At 58.7% G+C, this 15851-nt stretch carries 14 protein-coding genes and 1 tRNA gene; 10 read left to right on the top strand and 5 right to left on the bottom strand.

Features of this window, described 5'->3' with window-relative positions; all coding sequences use genetic code 11:
• Nucleotides 1-47: 47 nt before the first annotated feature.
• A complete protein-coding gene (locus RDL66_RS01120; RefSeq protein WP_308534624.1) occupies nt 48-1643 on the top strand; it encodes a serine/threonine-protein kinase in 1596 nt (531 codons plus the stop codon).
• Between the two features lie 36 nt (nt 1644-1679).
• Here RDL66_RS01120 and RDL66_RS01115 read toward each other — a convergent pair.
• A tRNA-Thr gene (locus tag RDL66_RS01115) sits at nt 1680-1755 on the bottom strand.
• A 189-nt stretch (nt 1756-1944) separates the two neighbouring features.
• Here RDL66_RS01115 and nadA point away from each other — a divergent pair.
• The 7 genes from nadA (at nt 1945) to RDL66_RS01080 (ending at nt 9696) form a co-directional block, all read left to right on the top strand.
• A complete protein-coding gene (nadA, locus tag RDL66_RS01110; protein WP_308534623.1) occupies nt 1945-2934 on the top strand; it encodes a quinolinate synthase NadA in 990 nt (329 codons plus the stop codon).
• Between the two features lie 18 nt (nt 2935-2952).
• The gene (nadB, locus tag RDL66_RS01105) at nt 2953-4545 is read left to right on the top strand and encodes an L-aspartate oxidase (protein WP_308534622.1); all 1593 of its coding nucleotides are present in this window, start codon (nt 2953-2955) and stop codon (nt 4543-4545) included.
• A gap of 39 nt (nt 4546-4584) precedes the next feature.
• Nucleotides 4585-5499 carry a carboxylating nicotinate-nucleotide diphosphorylase gene (gene nadC, locus RDL66_RS01100; protein ID WP_308534621.1) on the top strand — a complete coding sequence of 305 codons (915 nt, stop codon included), beginning with the start codon at nt 4585-4587 and terminating at the stop codon, nt 5497-5499.
• A 10-nt stretch (nt 5500-5509) separates the two neighbouring features.
• Nucleotides 5510-6208: a uracil-DNA glycosylase gene (locus tag RDL66_RS01095; RefSeq protein WP_308534620.1), complete on the top strand. Its 699-nt coding sequence runs from the start codon at nt 5510-5512 to the stop codon at nt 6206-6208.
• Nucleotides 6209-6300: 92 nt separating this feature from the next.
• Nucleotides 6301-6921: a LytR C-terminal domain-containing protein gene (locus RDL66_RS01090; protein ID WP_308534619.1), complete on the top strand. Its 621-nt coding sequence runs from the start codon at nt 6301-6303 to the stop codon at nt 6919-6921.
• A gap of 229 nt (nt 6922-7150) precedes the next feature.
• Nucleotides 7151-8776 carry a chaperonin GroEL gene (groL, locus tag RDL66_RS01085; protein WP_308534618.1) on the top strand — a complete coding sequence of 542 codons (1626 nt, stop codon included), beginning with the start codon at nt 7151-7153 and terminating at the stop codon, nt 8774-8776.
• A 377-nt stretch (nt 8777-9153) separates the two neighbouring features.
• The gene (locus RDL66_RS01080; protein ID WP_308534617.1) at nt 9154-9696 is read left to right on the top strand and encodes a fibronectin-binding protein; all 543 of its coding nucleotides are present in this window, start codon (nt 9154-9156) and stop codon (nt 9694-9696) included.
• Between the two features lie 107 nt (nt 9697-9803).
• On the opposite strand, the gene RDL66_RS01075 is transcribed toward RDL66_RS01080, so the two are convergent.
• The 4 genes from RDL66_RS01075 to RDL66_RS01060 form a co-directional block, all read right to left on the bottom strand.
• Nucleotides 9804-10094, bottom strand: a complete 291-nt coding sequence (locus RDL66_RS01075) for a WXG100 family type VII secretion target (RefSeq protein ID WP_297724788.1) — start codon at nt 10092-10094, stop codon at nt 9804-9806.
• A 147-nt stretch (nt 10095-10241) separates the two neighbouring features.
• The gene (locus RDL66_RS01070; RefSeq protein ID WP_308534616.1) at nt 10242-11258 is read right to left on the bottom strand and encodes a hypothetical protein; all 1017 of its coding nucleotides are present in this window, start codon (nt 11256-11258) and stop codon (nt 10242-10244) included.
• A gap of 155 nt (nt 11259-11413) precedes the next feature.
• A complete protein-coding gene (locus RDL66_RS01065; protein ID WP_308534615.1) occupies nt 11414-13267 on the bottom strand; it encodes an ATP-binding protein in 1854 nt (617 codons plus the stop codon).
• A 123-nt stretch (nt 13268-13390) separates the two neighbouring features.
• Entirely contained in the window at nt 13391-14116 is a 726-nt protein-coding gene (locus tag RDL66_RS01060; RefSeq protein WP_296180798.1) for a response regulator transcription factor, read from the bottom strand.
• Nucleotides 14117-14353: 237 nt separating this feature from the next.
• Between RDL66_RS01060 and RDL66_RS01055 the strand changes: the two genes are divergently transcribed.
• Together RDL66_RS01055 and RDL66_RS01050 are read left to right on the top strand one after the other, a co-directional pair.
• On the top strand, nt 14354-15286 hold the full coding sequence (locus RDL66_RS01055) for a DUF2520 domain-containing protein (protein WP_308534614.1): 933 nt from the start codon (nt 14354-14356) through the stop codon (nt 15284-15286).
• Nucleotides 15287-15336: 50 nt separating this feature from the next.
• The gene (locus RDL66_RS01050) at nt 15337-15837 is read left to right on the top strand and encodes a PH domain-containing protein (RefSeq protein ID WP_299295502.1); all 501 of its coding nucleotides are present in this window, start codon (nt 15337-15339) and stop codon (nt 15835-15837) included.
• Nucleotides 15838-15851 lie beyond the last annotated feature (14 nt).

The following is a 15851-nucleotide window of genomic DNA, read 5'->3' as shown; positions in this document are numbered from 1 at the left end:
ATTTGGCACCAGGGGACAAAGCCGGGGTTTGGCTATACTCGTTTTACATGAGCGCAAACGCCGAGTTATTGGGTGCCGAAATAGGCGGGTACGTTTTGGAGCGCCGGCTCGGAACGGGTGCCTCTGCTACCGTCTATCTGGCTCATGACGGTGGGGGTAATCCGGTTGCGTTTAAACTGTTGGCTCCCGGCGCTGACCTGGGGCAGCGAGATGGGGATGCCCGCGAGCGTCTGCGCTCGGAGGCGTTGGCTCTGCAACGGGTCCATGTTCCCGGGGTCGCGGCCGTGATGGATCTGGAAGTCGACGGGGTCGATGCCTTTATCGTTACGGAATATGTCCCCGGTCCGACCTTGGCTGAGGATGTGCGGGTTTCCGGCGCATGGCAGCGCGAGGATGCTTTGGAACTGGGGACCCTGTTGGCCGCCACCCTGCGAGCAGTGCATGAGTCCGGGATCTGCCACCGTGACATCAAACCCGCCAACGTAATTCTTGGACCGAATGGTCCAGTTTTGATTGACTTCGGGATTTCTTCCGTATTGGAAAACACCAGCGGTCTGACGCGAACCGGCTTGGTGGTGGGAACTCCAGGGTTTATCTCACCCGAGGTCATCGAGGGTCGGAAAGCGGATTTTGCTGACGACTGGTGGGCTTTAGCGGCACTGCTGCTGTTTACCCTGACCGGACGACCCCCCTTCGGAACCGGCTCGCCAACAGTGATTGTCTCGCGGGTGCTGGCCGGGAATCCGGATGTGGCCGGTCTGGAGGCACCCTTGGCTGAGGTTTTTCGCCGGGCTTTAGCTCCCCAGGCGCAGCGAAGCGCGGATTTTGCCGAACTGCTCCAGGCCGTCCAGTCCGGCGCGACCGACGAGGAAACCGCCGCGACCACCCTTTTGACCCCGAGAGGTTCGAACGAACCGGGATACACCGCGCTCATGCCCCAAGAGTTGAATGGTCGGTATAATCCGGTGGGGGTGGAGAACCCCTCCGTCGGGGTGGAATCCGCCCCGGAATGGTCCGCGGAGGAAACTGGTGGTGTGGCTGATACCTGGGGGGACACGGATTTGCCGGATCCCCAAACGACTCCCGAATCCGACATCAACGCCGGCGGCACGGAGGGGGAAACTGGCACCAAGACCGCCCCGGGGATGCTGCCTTTCCTAGGACTGGCAGGCGCACTAACCTGGGCAGCGTGGGTTCCGTGGCAGCCGGCTGTATCGGGAGTTATCGCGGTGTTTGGCTTTTGGATAGCGGCGGTGGCGGGCTGGCATTGGCGTTCCACCCGGAAAATTCTTTCCTTGCCCGGAGCGTTCATCAAAGGCCTGGTCAGCACCCTGCCAGCCGCTGTCATCGTGGCGGCCGCGCTGTTCCTGGCTGGGGAAACCCTGCGTGGCAACACGACAACGCTGCCCACCGAACTGCCCGACACGGTTACCCTTTTTGGAACAATCGTTCCAAAAAGGGTTTATATCGCACAAGCCCTGTCCGGGGCGGCGCTGCTGGTGGCGTGGTGGATCCCGCTCAGCGCTCCGCTGCGGATTGGCGCCCGGCGAGTGCTGCGGGCGGCTTTGCCCCCCCCGGTGCGTCGTCTCATCCTGGGGATGTTGCTGCTGGGGCTAGCGGCGGCGGCTTTCATCTTGGTCTGAGGTGTTATTGAGAGTTACCCCGGGGGACAGTCCAAGTGGAGCCACTTAACAGACTCGAACTGTTGACCGTCCGCTTACAAGGCGGGTGCTCTACCAACTGAGCTAAAGTGGCGGTTGTCCAATTTTCCCATAAATTTGCCCGCGCGACAAAGCCAGTTCATTCCCTTCCCCCGCCCCGGTGAAAAAGCCGGTTATAAAGGGTTCTATAATCGGAAGCAATGTTATTACGAAAGTGACTCGAATCTTCGCGAGCTGTGTCAGGCAAGCCGTCCGGGAAACTTCAGGAAGGAAAGCTAGCATCATGACTCGAAGCGCCACAGAAACTCAAGCCCTCCAGAAACGTATCCGCCAGCTGGCCCAGGAAAAAGATGCCGTGATTCTGGCGCATAACTACCAATCTGGCGAAGTTCAAGACGTGGCGGATTTCACCGGGGATTCCCTGGCTCTGTCCCGTTTGGCTGCCGAAGCTCCGCAGGGCACCATCGTGTTTGCCGGCGTACACTTCATGGCGGAAACCGCCAAAATCCTCTCCCCGCAAAAGCGGGTGTTGATTCCTGACGCCACCGCGGGATGTTCGCTGGCGGATTGCATCACTGCCGAACAGCTGCGGGAGTGGAAAGCCGCACACCCCGGTGCGGTCGTGGTCAGTTACGTGAACACCACCGCCGCGGTGAAAGCGGAAACCGATGTGTGCTGCACCTCGGCCAACGCTATTGACGTGGTGAACTCGATTCCGGCTCAAACCGAGATTCTGTTTTGCCCCGACCGTAACCTGGGAGCGCACGTGCGACGCGTGACCGGTCGGAAAAACCTGGTGACCTGGGACGGTGCCTGCCATGTTCATGCCGCGATGACCCCCGACATTTTGATGCGAGGAATCCTTGCCGCAGGGGATGCGGATGTGTATATTCACCCCGAATGCGGCGGCACTCAAGCAGCCGTGGACCTCATCGAGGCCGGCAAGCTCAGTCCGGAAAAGGTCAAGGTGCTTTCGACCGGCGGAATGCTCTCGGAGGCGAAAAAAGCCCCGAAAGGTTCGCGAGTGCTGGTCGCCACCGAGGTCGGGATGCTTCACCCGCTGCGCAAAGCCAATCCAGAGGTCACTTTTGAACCGGTCATGCCCCAGGCGGCCTGCCCGTACATGAACCAAACCACTTTGGAAAACTTGGTCAGCTGTTTGGAAAACGGTCGCGACGAAGTCTTTGTGGACGAAGATATCGCCGCGCGCGCCCGAGCCAGTGTGCAGCGCATGATTGCCATCGGCAACACCGCCTCGCCACAACAGCACTAGACGCCGGAACACACTCCCATGGACGTCAACTGGACAATGACGACCCCGGTCCTGGTAGTCGGATCCGGGGCGGCGGGCTTGAGTGCCGTAATCAACCTGGTTTTTGCCGGGGTCGATTGCGTACTGGTGACGAAAAGTGACCTGACCGCCAGCTCTACCGACTGGGCACAAGGGGGGTTGGCTGCGGTTTGGGATCGGCAAGACACTCCCGAAGCCCACTACGAAGACACCATCGTGGCGGGAGCGGGCTTGTGCAGCCAGACGGCAGTACGCACCCTGGTTCAGGAAGCCCCGCGAGCCCTGCAGTGGATGATGAGTATCGGAGCGCGCTTCGACCGCAACGCAGCCGGGGAAATCGACTTGCACCTGGAAGGGGGGCATTCCGCGCGGCGCATCCTGCACTCCAACGGGGACGCTTCGGGTCATGAAATCGAGATTACGCTGGCGAAAAATGTCGCCGCCATGGACGGCGCGACCTGGAACACCGGCGGGCAAGGTGAACTGAAAGTCCTGGAAGACTGCGAGTTGTGCGATGTCCTGGTCGATAGAGACGGCCGCGCCTGCGGTGCCACGGTAAGGGATTCCCGGCGTGGATTCGGGGTCGTTTCCGCTTTTGCGGTCATCCTCGCTACCGGCGGAATCGGCCAGCTGTGGAACGCGACCACGAACCCGGAGGTCGTCAACGGAGCCGGTTTGGCAGCAGCCCTGCGCGCCGGAGCCATCGGCCGCGACCTCGAATTTATGCAGTTCCACCCCACCATTTTTGTACCGCCCGTTAAAGTTAAGGGCGACCGGGGGGTGCTCGTGTCCGAAGCAGTGCGCGGGGAAGGCGCTTTCCTTGTGGACGGGCAGGGCAACCGGGTCATGCGCGGGGTTCACCCACAAGAGGACCTGGCGCCGCGTGACGTGGTTTCGGCGGCGGAACAGGAATATATGGTGGCTCACGGTTTGGATCACCTTTACCTGGATGCCACCAGTTTTGGGGCACAGAAATGGAAAGAAATGTTCCCCACCATCTATGAGCTGGTTTCCAGCCGCGGGGTAGACCCCATTACCGAGCCCATTCCGGTTCGCCCCGGAGCCCACTACTATTGCGGCGGAATCGCGGCCACCATGAGCGGTCAGACGAACGTGGCGGGGCTCTATGCCATTGGGGAAGTGGCGTGTACCGGGGTACAGGGCGCGAACCGCCTGGCTTCCAACTCCCTGACGGAGGCCCTGGTCATGGGTAGTTTAGTTGCCCAGCAGTTGGCGGAAGTGGACCTGCCACAGCTGCGTCGGCGTCCGGTGGCGAAACCGGCAGCGATTCCTCAGCCGGTGGTCATGGAGCCGACGGTACTGGAAAAAATCCAGGAAATCATGAGCCGTGATGTCTACGTGCTGCGCGATCGCGCCGGCTTGCAGCGGGCTCAGCGTGAACTTGAGAATCTGTCCCCCCACTCCACGCTGGTAGCCCGAGCCCTGGTGGCACCGGCCTTGGCCAGAGAAGAATCCCGCGGCACTCACCGGCGAACGGATTTCCCGCACCGTCGCGAGGAGTGGCGCAAGCATCTGGAGGTTCAGCTGGGCGCAGACGGAACCTCCCTGGAAGTCAGCGAGACCCCGGTCTGAACTCACGGCGCGAACCAGACACGATAAAGGAGAGAGAAGATGTTACCACCAGAAATCACCAGCGCTTTAGCGGCAGCGAAGTTAGATTCGCGCCAGGTCACGGATTTTATTGAAGCGACTTTGGACGAAGACTTGGCTTACGGGCCGGACGTCACCACGGATGCCATTTTTGATGACTCCCTCACGGTACAAGCCCGGATGGTAGCTCGCGAGTCAGGGTGCTTGGCGGGGGTTCCTATCGCCGCCGCGGTACCTTTCGTGCTGGCGCACCAGACCGGTGCCCCCACACCGCGGGTCACGATGCGGCGTCAGGACGGGGCACGGGTCGAGCCGGGCGATGTCATTTTAGAGATAACTGCTGGTGCCAGGACTATGCTGACCGCCGAGAGGACCCTGTTGAACTTGGCCAGTCAGCTCAGCGGCGTAGCGACCGCGGTGGCGGCTTACGTTGATGCGATTGCTGCTGCCCCCGGCGAGAGTGGAACGACAGGTACAAAAGCACGGGTGCGTGACACGCGCAAAACGATTCCCGGCATGCGCGTGCTGCAAAAGTACGCGGTGCGTTGCGGTGGTGGGGAAAATCACCGAATGGGGCTGGGGGACGCGGCACTCATTAAAGACAACCACATTGCCGCAGCCGGTTCGATGGCGGCCGCGGTGCAGGCGGTACGGGCCTATGCCCCCCAGATTCCCCTGGAAGTGGAATGCGACACTTTGGAACAGGTTCGGGAGGCGACGAATCTCGGGGTAGGGCTGATTCTGCTGGATAATATGAGCCCGGAAACCATGGCAAAAGCGGTGGCAATCGCCGCCCCACACGGAGTGAAAACTGAGGCCAGCGGGGGTTTGACGCTGCGCGACGCGGCGGCGACGGCCGCCAGCGGAGTGGACTACATCTCCGTGGGAGCCCTCACGCACAGCGCGCCGATTCTCGATTTAGCCTTGGATATGTAGGGAACAGGCGATGCAGTCAGGGGAGAATCGCGGTGGGCTGGAACGGATTATGTCCTCGGACTGGGCGCAAACTATGGCTCCGGTTGAGGACCAGATTCACGCGATGGGAGACTTTCTGCGCGCTGAACTGGCGGCGGGTCGGGGATATTTCCCAGCTGGAGAAAATGTATTTCACGCCTTTCAGTACCCTTTGGCGCAGGTGAAAGTCCTGATTGTCGGCCAAGACCCCTATCCCACCCCCGGTCACGCCATGGGACTGTCATTTTCTGTAATGCCTGGTACAGAAATTCCGCGTTCGCTGGTTAATATTTTTAAAGAACTGCACCAAGATTTAGGCCTGCCCCTGCCGACTTCGGGGGATTTGCGACCCTGGGCGAATCAGGGAGTCATGCTGCTAAACCGGGCTTTGACTGTTCAGCCAGGCAAACCCGCCTCCCACCGAGGCCGAGGCTGGGAAGCCATTACCGAGTTCGCCATTCGCCAACTCGCTAATCATCACGCCACCCAGGGGCTGCCGCTAGTCGCGATTTTGTGGGGTGCCGATGCGCGCAAAACCAAAGAGTTCATGCCCCGCGTGCCTTGCCTGGAATCGGCCCATCCCTCCCCGCTTTCAGCGTCACGAGGATTCTTTGGTTCCCGTCCCTTTTCACGAGCCAATGAACTGTTGGTTGCCCAGGGCGGCCAGCCGGTGGATTGGCGCCTGCCGTGAACGGTCGGTCAAGAACCTGTTTTTCTCACCTTTTCGTTGGATTAACGGCGTGGGAACAGCTCGGAAACCGACGCAATCCGTAAGCTAGACACGTGGATGAAGCACGATACCCCGAGGACGAATTCGACCGGATTGGGAAAAACTTGCCCCAGGGCGCTCACCGGCCTGGTCAGCCCTGGTGGCACGGTTTTCTGCCTTTTGTCATCGTGATTATTGCCGCGCCCTTGTTGGCTTGGGCCATGCTGCTCCTGATTGGGTCGCACCCCTCAACTGCCAACGATGCGGCGAATAAGCCACAGATGAGCCAAACCCCAAACACCGCGGCGACCCCGAGCCCTTCTGAAACCGGTAAAGCCAGCGAACGACCTACTGAAAGTGTCGCACCGAGCGAGGAACCGACCAAAACTACTCCGCCCGCTGCGGAAAAAACTACCGAGCCGCCTACGGCCGATAAAAGTATCAACGTGAGCGTTTTGAACGCTTCGGGAATCAACGGACTGGCTGCAAAAATCAAGGACAAAGTGGCGGCGGATGGCTTTACGAAAGTGTCTGCCGATAACTTCCAGGGCACCAAACCCGCAGTAAACACCATCTATTACCCCTCCGACCGCGAGGCGGAAGCGCGCGAGGTGCAGCGCGTTTTGAATATCGACATGATCGTGCCCAAAGACGGCTTGGAAAAAATTCAGGTTGTGCTGGTCGGCAGGCTCTAAGGCCAGCCGGGTCAGTCATTTTTGCACAGCTTCGTGGCGCGGGCTCGTACGTTTAAAACTTGCACTCTAGGGGTTAGAGTGCCAAGATTGAGTTAGCACTCTCAATGTCAGAGTGACAAGTTGGTGAATGAGGCTGCAGGTCGCGCGGAGACGTGAACCGCCACAACCCCAGCCGTCCGTCGCGGGCATTCGCCGCACATGAACCTTATAAAAGCGGAGGTTGTAATAAATGGCAAAAATGATTGCCTTTGCAGAAGAAGCCCGTCGCGGCATGGAACGCGGACTGGATTTGTTGGCTGACACCGTCAAGGTAACCTTGGGACCCAAGGGCCGCAATGTGGTGTTGGAAAAGAAGTGGGGCGCCCCGACCATTACTAATGATGGCGTGTCTATCGCTAAGGAAATTGACCTGGCTGACCCCTACGAAAAGATTGGCGCCGAGCTGGTTAAGGAAGTCGCCAAGAAGACTGACGACGTGGCTGGTGACGGTACCACTACGGCGACCGTTTTGGCTCAGGCTATCGTGAAGGAAGGTCTGCGCAACGTAGCTGCGGGCGCGAACCCGATTGCGTTGCGTCACGGTATCGAGAAGGCCGTTGACGCGGTGGTGGCTCGTTTGCTCGCCGACGCGGTGGAAGTTAAAACCAAGGAACAAATCGCTGCGACCGCCTCGATTTCGGCCGCTGACGAAACCATCGGCGAAATGATTGCCGAGGCCATGGAAAAGGTCGGCCAAGAGGGCGTCATCACTGTGGAAGAATCCAACACTTTCGGCCTGAACCTTGAGGTCACCGAGGGTATGCGTTTCGATCGTGGCTACATTTCCCCTTACTTTGTAACCGATGCGGACCGTCAGGAAGCCGCTCTGGAGGACACCTACGTCCTGCTGGTGGATACCAAGATTTCCTCTATCAAGGACTTGGTGCCGCTGCTGGAAAAGGTTATGCAGGCCGGCAAGCCGGTAGCCATTATTGCCGAGGACATCGAAGGCGAAGCGCTGGCTACCCTGGTGCTGAACCGTATCCGCGGTGCGCTGAAGGTCGTTGCGGTCAAGGCGCCCGGTTTCGGCGATCGTCGTAAGGCTATGCTCCAGGATATGGCTATCCTCACCGGCGCCCAGGTCGTCAGCGAGGACCTCGGTCTGAAGCTGGAGAACGTGGGTCTGGAAGTGCTGGGGACCGCCCGCAAGGTCGTTGTCACCAAGGACGACACCACCATCGTGGACGGCGCTGGCGACAAGGACGGTCTGGAGGCTCGTATTCGCCAGATTCGTCAGGAAATCGAAAAGACCGATTCCGACTACGACCGTGAGAAGCTCCAGGAGCGCTTGGCGAAGCTCGCTGGTGGCGTGGCCGTCATCAAGTCCGGCGCCGCTACCGAGGTGGAGCTGAAAGAACGCAAGCACCGCATCGAAGATGCTGTGCGCAACGCGAAGGCTGCCAAGGAAGAAGGCTTGGTTCCCGGCGGCGGCGTGGCTCTGATTCAGGCTGCCACGGAGGCTTTCAAGGATCTGCAGCTGGAAGGCGACGAAGCGACCGGTGCCGCCATCGTGCGGGTGGCAGTGGAATCCCCGCTGAAGCAGATCGCGGCTAACGCTGGTATGGAAGGCGGGGTTGTGGCTGAAAAGGTTCGTCACCTGCCCAAGGGTCAGGGTCTGAATGCCGCCACCGGCGAGTACGAAGATTTGTTGGAAGCCAAGGTGGCTGACCCGGTGAAGGTGACTCGTTCCGCTCTGCAGAATGCGGCCTCTATCGCGGGTCTGTTCCTGACCACCGAAGCGGTGGTGGCTGACAAGCCTGAGCCTCCGGCTCCGGCACCGGCTCCGGCTGGCGACGACATGGGCGGCATGTACTAAGCCAGTAGGCAACCGCTAGAGTTTTCATAACTTTCATCGGGGCGATTCCCTGTTTTCAGGGGGTCGCCTCGATGGTTTTTACTGTTCCCCTGAACCTGTATCGGTCGCGGGCGTGTCAGCTCGGCGGCGCAGCTGAGCAGGCAAAGATGAGAATGTTGTTACAAAGGATTGGAAAACTACCGGAAAAAACCTTGGGATTTACCCAAAAAAGCCGAAAAAAGTCCTAATGAAACCTGGGGGGTTACCGATAAATGTTTTAGACGTTACAATGTTAACTAACAACCGCAAGGATTTCTAGGTTTGGAACCTGGGAAAATCGTGTGGTGAGGAACTGGGAAAACCCTGGACATAGCAATTCGAAACTGAGGCAGGACGCGATGAAAAAGTTTTTGATTACAGCAGCGGCGCTGGTGCTGGGATTGGCTTTCGCCCCGGCAGCGTACGCAGAAAATTTGCCTTCCCCGAACGCATCCGAAGACTCCGCCGGCACAGTGATGGAGCACGTGAACCTCGATTCAATGCCCTCTGGCGCCTCCGACGTAGTGGTCAACCCGGCATCTCCTGCACCCACGGCTCCTTCTACCGCGGAACTGAACGCGGGCGGCAATGACGTCGAGGTCCCGGCTGGACCTGAAGTCATGTATCCCCAGGCTCCGGCTTCCGTAGCTAACGCGGAACCTCAGATTCACGCCAATGTGGCTCCCCAGGCTCCCGCAAATGCCACCGGGAAAACTAAGACCTCCATCTCGGCAATCAACGCGAACGCGCCACAAGCCTTCGTGTCCTCCCCGATTGACTCGATTCCCGGCGTGATTTCTTTCATCTTTATCATGCTGCTGTGCGTGGGCGCCGGGGTTGCGGCTGCAGTCGTGATTTCCATCGTGACCGGAAAGAAAATCAACCTGGGCCTGAACCGCTAAACCGCGGCAACACCCTTTTGCAAAATCCATACATCGTTAAGAACTGAGAGACTTCCAAGGAGTCTCTCAGTTCTTACATTTTGGGATCTGCGATGTACCGAATTCTTTTACGCTCCGGCAAACAGCGCGGTGGCGTTCGATTCCGTTTCGGCGTAGTTCGCGGAAGCGGTATCCAGCTGCAAACCAATCTGGCGGAGGTTATCCTCCACAGTAGCCTGAGTGGCGCGCCATTGAGCTGCGAGAGCCGCAAAAGCTGCCGAGGCGGCACCCGTCCAAGATTCCTGCAGGGTGGTCAGATTCGCCATCATCGCGGAAACCTGGGTGCTGACTTCCTCAGCACAGGCACGAGTTTGGGCGCCGGCAGCTGCTACGGCATCGCTATCAACTTGAAATTGCATGGTGGTTCCTTTCGTTTGAAACACTTAAGCGCGGGAAAACCAAACTTTGGTTTTCACACTCTCAAACTAAGGCAATGCGCGTAGGGTGCCCAGTCACAAAAACTCTACCTGTGGAAAACCCCGAAATCGTGCACCTTGTGGAAAACCTTATTCCTGCACGTCAGAGAGGGGTTTGAGGCCAACTTCAGACGGTTTAAGCGCTTTCATGACCATCGTATCCATGGCTTCGGCGACGTTTTCGAGGGTCGAGCCCAAATCCGCTTCATCCGGAGGGGCATAAGGGTTGATCTCGTCGGGTTCGTCGATATCCTCCGCGTCTGCAGCCCTCGGGGCGGTTTCAGACAGGTCCCCGGTTTCCGGTTTGGTGCCAGGAACTGTCGCAACGCCTTCCCCGGGGGTGGGGGACTGCTCCGTTGCCGGTGCCGCGGCGGGAATTATGCCGGTCTGGATGGCAGGGTCAGTCTCTGCCCCGGCAATCTCTAACCCGGCGGTGCCGGTTTTTTCCAAGCGTTCCAGTTCTGCCCTCAAGTTTTCGCGGGCTTGTTCTTCCCAACCCGCTGCCCCGTGCGTCCAAAACAGCTGCGGACGGTTCAGCAGACTACCGATGACTTTGGAACGGGCAGAAATAAAACGAGCTTCGTCGTAGGCAGCGTACTCGCGGCGAATAGCCCGCAAATACTCGAGATACTCTTGCGGATCCGCAGCCAATATGGACAAATCCGCGTCGGAAAGCACCTGGGCGTCAATATCGTCAACCGCCTGATGGCGATGTAAACCGCGGATAAGATCCGTGATTTTTTCAATCTGTGCCTCAGGAACGCCCAGCTCAGCCAAAGAATCAGCAGCATAGTCAGCGGAACTCAACACATTCAGTCCCGCTTCCCCACGCTCCACCGCCGCTTCGGAAACGTCAAAAATCGCACCGTGATACCACACAGCCAGGCGGATAGCGTCCACGTCACGAGCTTGTTCACTGAGAATATCAACGTTTTCCAGGGTGGCTTTCAGATATTCCAGGTTATGAAAACGGCGCTGCGGATCCATCCACCGCTGGGCCAACTCGGTGCCTACGGATTGGGCTACGTCTCGCGGGGCCGTACCGCCTTCAGCGGCAACAGAACGGGCAAAACCCGCCAATAACCAAGCCGGTATCATCTCGGCCATACACATCATCCTCTGCCAGCTGGGGGAAACCCAAAGCAACCTACCAAGTATATCTGTTTATCCCGGTAGTAACGACTTTCGCCTAAAACCGAAGCTCTGGACGGTACACACCACGGCCTAAAGCCCTCACGCAGGTGCCGAAAAAATGCCCGAACCTAGGCAGAACGCGGCGGAGGCGGAGGCGGGGGAATCACCTTCGGTTTGGGAACCGGCTTGGCAGGAGGTCGAGGGGAAGGCACCCCGTTAGGAGTCGGCTGTACCGTCGGGATGGGTACGGCAGGTCGCGCTATGGGGGGCACCGGCCTGACGACAGGCATACGCGGCGGCTTCGGGGCGCTGGTCGGCACTGTGCGAGCGGGGGCGGGAGTCTGCCGGGAACTTTCCTTGACGCTGGAAGCTTTGTTAATCGCGGCAGAAGCCGCAGCGAACTTTGCGGCCGGATTTTTGTTCTCGCCCTCAGAATCCACGTGCGAAGCCTGGCACGGCAGCTTGATTCGTACCGTGGCACCACCGCCGGGAGTCTGGAGCATTGCCACCGTACCGTTGTGAGCCGAAACGATACCGGAAACAATAGCCAAACCCAGTCCGGTACCGCCCGTGGTCCGCACTCGTGACGTGTCGGAACGGTAGAAACGTTCAAAAACCTTTTTGGCGTCTTCTGGAGCTACCCCCGGACCGTGGTCACGAATCTCTATAACCGCACAACGCTGGAAAGCGGGAATCTTTGAAGCCACGGCATTCTTAAGGGGAACCCCGGTTTCATCAGGCCACATATGGTAACCCACCACCACCTCGACGGGGGTGTTCGCCGGAGTGTGCTGACGCACATTTGTCAGCAAATTGGTAATGACCTGGGAAATTTTTTCCGCATCCACGGTTGCATAGACACTGTAAACTTCCTCCAGCGTCTCATCTTCCATGTTCAGCAGCTGCATGTCGCGTTCCGGATCCAACACGGCCATATCCGACAGAGAGTTCCGCGCCAAAGCGGTAATATCGGTGCGTTCAAAGGTCATCGGACGGTGCTCGTCCAATCGCGCCAACGTCAGCAAGTCTTGCACCATGTTGCCCATGCGGGTGGCCTCAGACTCGATGCGTGCCATAACCTCCGCCTGACGCTCCGGGCCTACTCCGCCCATGCGCGACAGTTCCGCATAACCGCGAATCGCGGCGGTGGGGGTGCGCAGCTCGTGGGAGGCATCAGAGATGAAACGCCGCATCTTGCGTTCGGACAGCTCCACCGCTGAGAACGCCTGTTCCAAGTTGGAAAGCATCACGTTCATAGAGTTCGCCAGGGAACCCACTTCGGTGGTGGTAGGGGCTTTCTTAACACGTTGGGTCAAATCCCCGGCCGCAATCTTGTTCGCGACCCCCTCAATCTCATGCAGAGGCCGGAAAGCGCGCCCTACCAGGTAGTTTGTCATCAGAGTGCCGATGATGGCGATAATCAAAGTCGAGATTGAGATGGTGAAAATGATGGCCTGGAGCATATTGCGCTGCGGTGTCATCGACAGACCAACAGTCGCGGCTCCGGCGACTTTGCCCTGTGAAGTCAACAAAATCGACAGAACCCGCCACTTTTGACCGGCCTTGGTGGAAGGGACCGTAGTTCCGGGCATGACCAGCGAAGAAGTGTTGTTTATCGTGGGGATGTCAGCTTTTTTTGGCAGGTATTGCCGTTGGGGAATGCCCGAGTCGTTCTTAGTTGCCGGGGTGATAAATTCGCGATCCGTGCGGTGCATAGAGCCCACAAACTGCACGTAGATGTAGTAATCACTGGGCATATTGTTGGAAAATACCGTGGTGTCCGAGAGGTTCGCGGCGTTGGGGCCCATAACCCTGGCGGCCGCGGAAAGCTGGGCGTCCTGCTGGCTGGTCAGGTACGACGAAAGCGAAAGTACCGTTACGGTGCCAGCCAAAGACAGCGCCGTAACCAAAGCGACGGCAAAAATGATGGTCAGCCGCGTGGCCAAAGCCAGGGAGGTCCACAGTTTCCCTATTCCACGCACTCGCCACTCCTCATCTGACTTGGGTACTATTCGACAGCCCGTTCCGCTTCACCAGGCGGCAAAGAAATGGCTCACCTCCGCCGCGGGCTTGTGCCGTTCGCAGCAGCGGTAAACCGCCAAAAACTACTCGTTGGGATCCCGCAATAGGTAACCGACTCCGCGACGCGTCTGGATGAGCGAAGGCGGAATCTTGCCGTTTTCGTCCGGGGCGTCGAGCTTGCGACGCAGGTAGGAAATGTAAGATTCAACGATGGCGGCATCGCCTTCCCAATCGTATTCCCACACGTGATCGAGGATTTGCGTCTTTGAAACCACACGGCCTTCGTTAACCATGAGGTAACGCAACAGTTTGAACTCGGTGGGAGACAGGTCGATGAGACGACCGCCACGATGCACTTCGTAGAGGTTGTCGTCTAGCTCCAGGTCAGCCACGCGCAGCAGCGGTTGTTCCACCGCGGAGCGCTTCGTGCGACGCAAGATAGCGTTGATACGCGCTACGACTTCCTCCAGGCCGAAAGGCTTGGTGACGTAATCATCACCGCCAGCCTGCAGGCCCTCGACCTTATCGCGCATATCGTCCTTGGCGGTCAGGAACAGAATAGGCATATCAACTCCGGAAGCCCGCAGCTTACGGGTCACGGTAAAGCCGTCCATGTCCGGCAACATGACATCCAGAATGACCAAATCGGGTTTCTCCGTTGTGGCTAGGCGCAAGGCCTCGGTGCCATCCCCGGCGCTTAAGACGTCGTATCCCGCGAAACGCAGGGAAGACGCTAAAAGGTCGCGAATATTGGGTTCGTCATCCACGACCAAAAGTCGTGCTTCGCTCACTGCAGGTTCCATAACCATCCTCGTTAACCAACGTGTTCAACTTGTCGTGCCAGTTAGGAGACACAACACTCCATACATACATCTTAACGGCAAAAGGTAGTGCTGGGGGCAGCTTGGAGCGGATTTCCCGTCGAATAGTCCGGAGATTCTCTGAATTCACCAGTCCCTGGCAACTCGCTGGGTTGGGAAAGTCTGGTCTGGACGCTACGGGTTTGCGCCGGGTTACCCGTGGTGGAGGTGGTTTACGATAGTGTCATGTCTGAAATTGGTGGGAGTCCCAGCCCGGCTCTGCGAGTAGGCGTTATCGGCATGGGTGCGGTCGGCCCCATCCTGGCCGCCGCGTTCACACAGGCAGGCCACATTTTAGTGGGAGTTTCGGCACGTTCGCAGACTTCCCAAGAGCGGGTGGACGCTATCCTCCCCGGTGTTGCGGTGGTGCCGCCGGCACAGCTGGTGCCCGATTGCGACCTCGTGCTGTTTACCGTGCGGGATCAAGAAATCGCCCCTCTGGTTACGCATTTAGCCGAGTCACAAGCGTTTCGAGCGGGTCAGCTGGTCGCTCACGTTTCCGGGGCTCACGGATTGGATGTTTTACAGCCTGCCGCCCCAGCGGGAGCTATTCCCTTAGCGCTGCACCCGGCGCAAACGTTTTCCGGTACGTCCTTAGATTTGCAGCGTTTGCCAGGAACCCATTGGGCAGTGAATGCCCCACGGGCATTGCTGGCCGTGGCGCAAGCTTTAGTTTTGGACCTCGGCGGAGTACCGCACGTGTTGCCTGACTCGGCACGTCCCCTGTACCACGCGGCTTTAGCGCACGGGGCGAATCACTTAGTAATCTTGTTGTCCCAAGCCCTGCGAGCGCTGCGAATGGCGGGTCTTGACGACCCGGCAGCCTTTGCGGAGCCTTTGTTTAAGGCCGCTTTTGAAAGAGCTTTGCGGGAGGGGGAAGCGGGGTTGTCCGGACCGGTGGTGCGGGGGGACTCTCAAACCGTGGCTCTGCACCTAAAGGCGTTGCAGGACGGACCCGTCCTTGACAAAGATGACTTGGATCCGGCAGTGCCTTTTGACGATTTGGCTGACCTGCCCGATTCCTATCGTGCTCTGGCACGAGCCGCGGCGCAGCGACTGCGGCAACGCGGAGGTTTGAGCCCCACCCAGTTCGACCAACTTCAAAAAGTTTTAGGCTGAATGCAGATTCTGCCTCGATTAATCCCTGTGTGCCCGGATAAGATGTCCCTATGAGTGGTGAATTATTCAATCCTGAGGGTGTGACGTTTAAGCCGATTTCCATGAAGCTCATCACGGTGCGGATTTTGGGGCTGCTGGTGTGGATTGTGGTTTTCGCACTGGCTCTCGGGGTATTCGCGGGGGCAATGATGTTCACCCAGGAGCTGCCGTGGTTTTGGCTCCTGGAGATTGTACCGATTGGTCTGCTGGTGTGGCAGCTGTGGTTGATTCCGCGTCAGGTCAAGGCGTGGGGTTACGCCGAGTCCGAGCGGGATCTGTTCTTACGTCGCGGCATCATGTTTAAGAAAATGTGGGCGATTCCTTACGGGCGGATGCAGTTCGTTGATGTGCAACAGGGGCCTATCGACAGGATTTTCGGCATCGCCCAGGTCAGCATGAAGACCGCTTCGATGGAATCTGCGGCGAGCATTCCCGGATTGGACCATGCCGAGGCAGATCGCTTACGTCAAATCCTCACCGCACGCGGTGAATCCTTGCGAGCGGGATTGTGAACACGGCGAGGAAC

Source organism: uncultured Mobiluncus sp. (assembly GCF_902488535.1).
Taxonomy (GTDB): domain Bacteria; phylum Actinomycetota; class Actinomycetes; order Actinomycetales; family Actinomycetaceae; genus Mobiluncus.
Note: the sequence above shows the minus strand (reverse complement) of the source record. Positions and strands in the feature narration are given on the sequence as shown.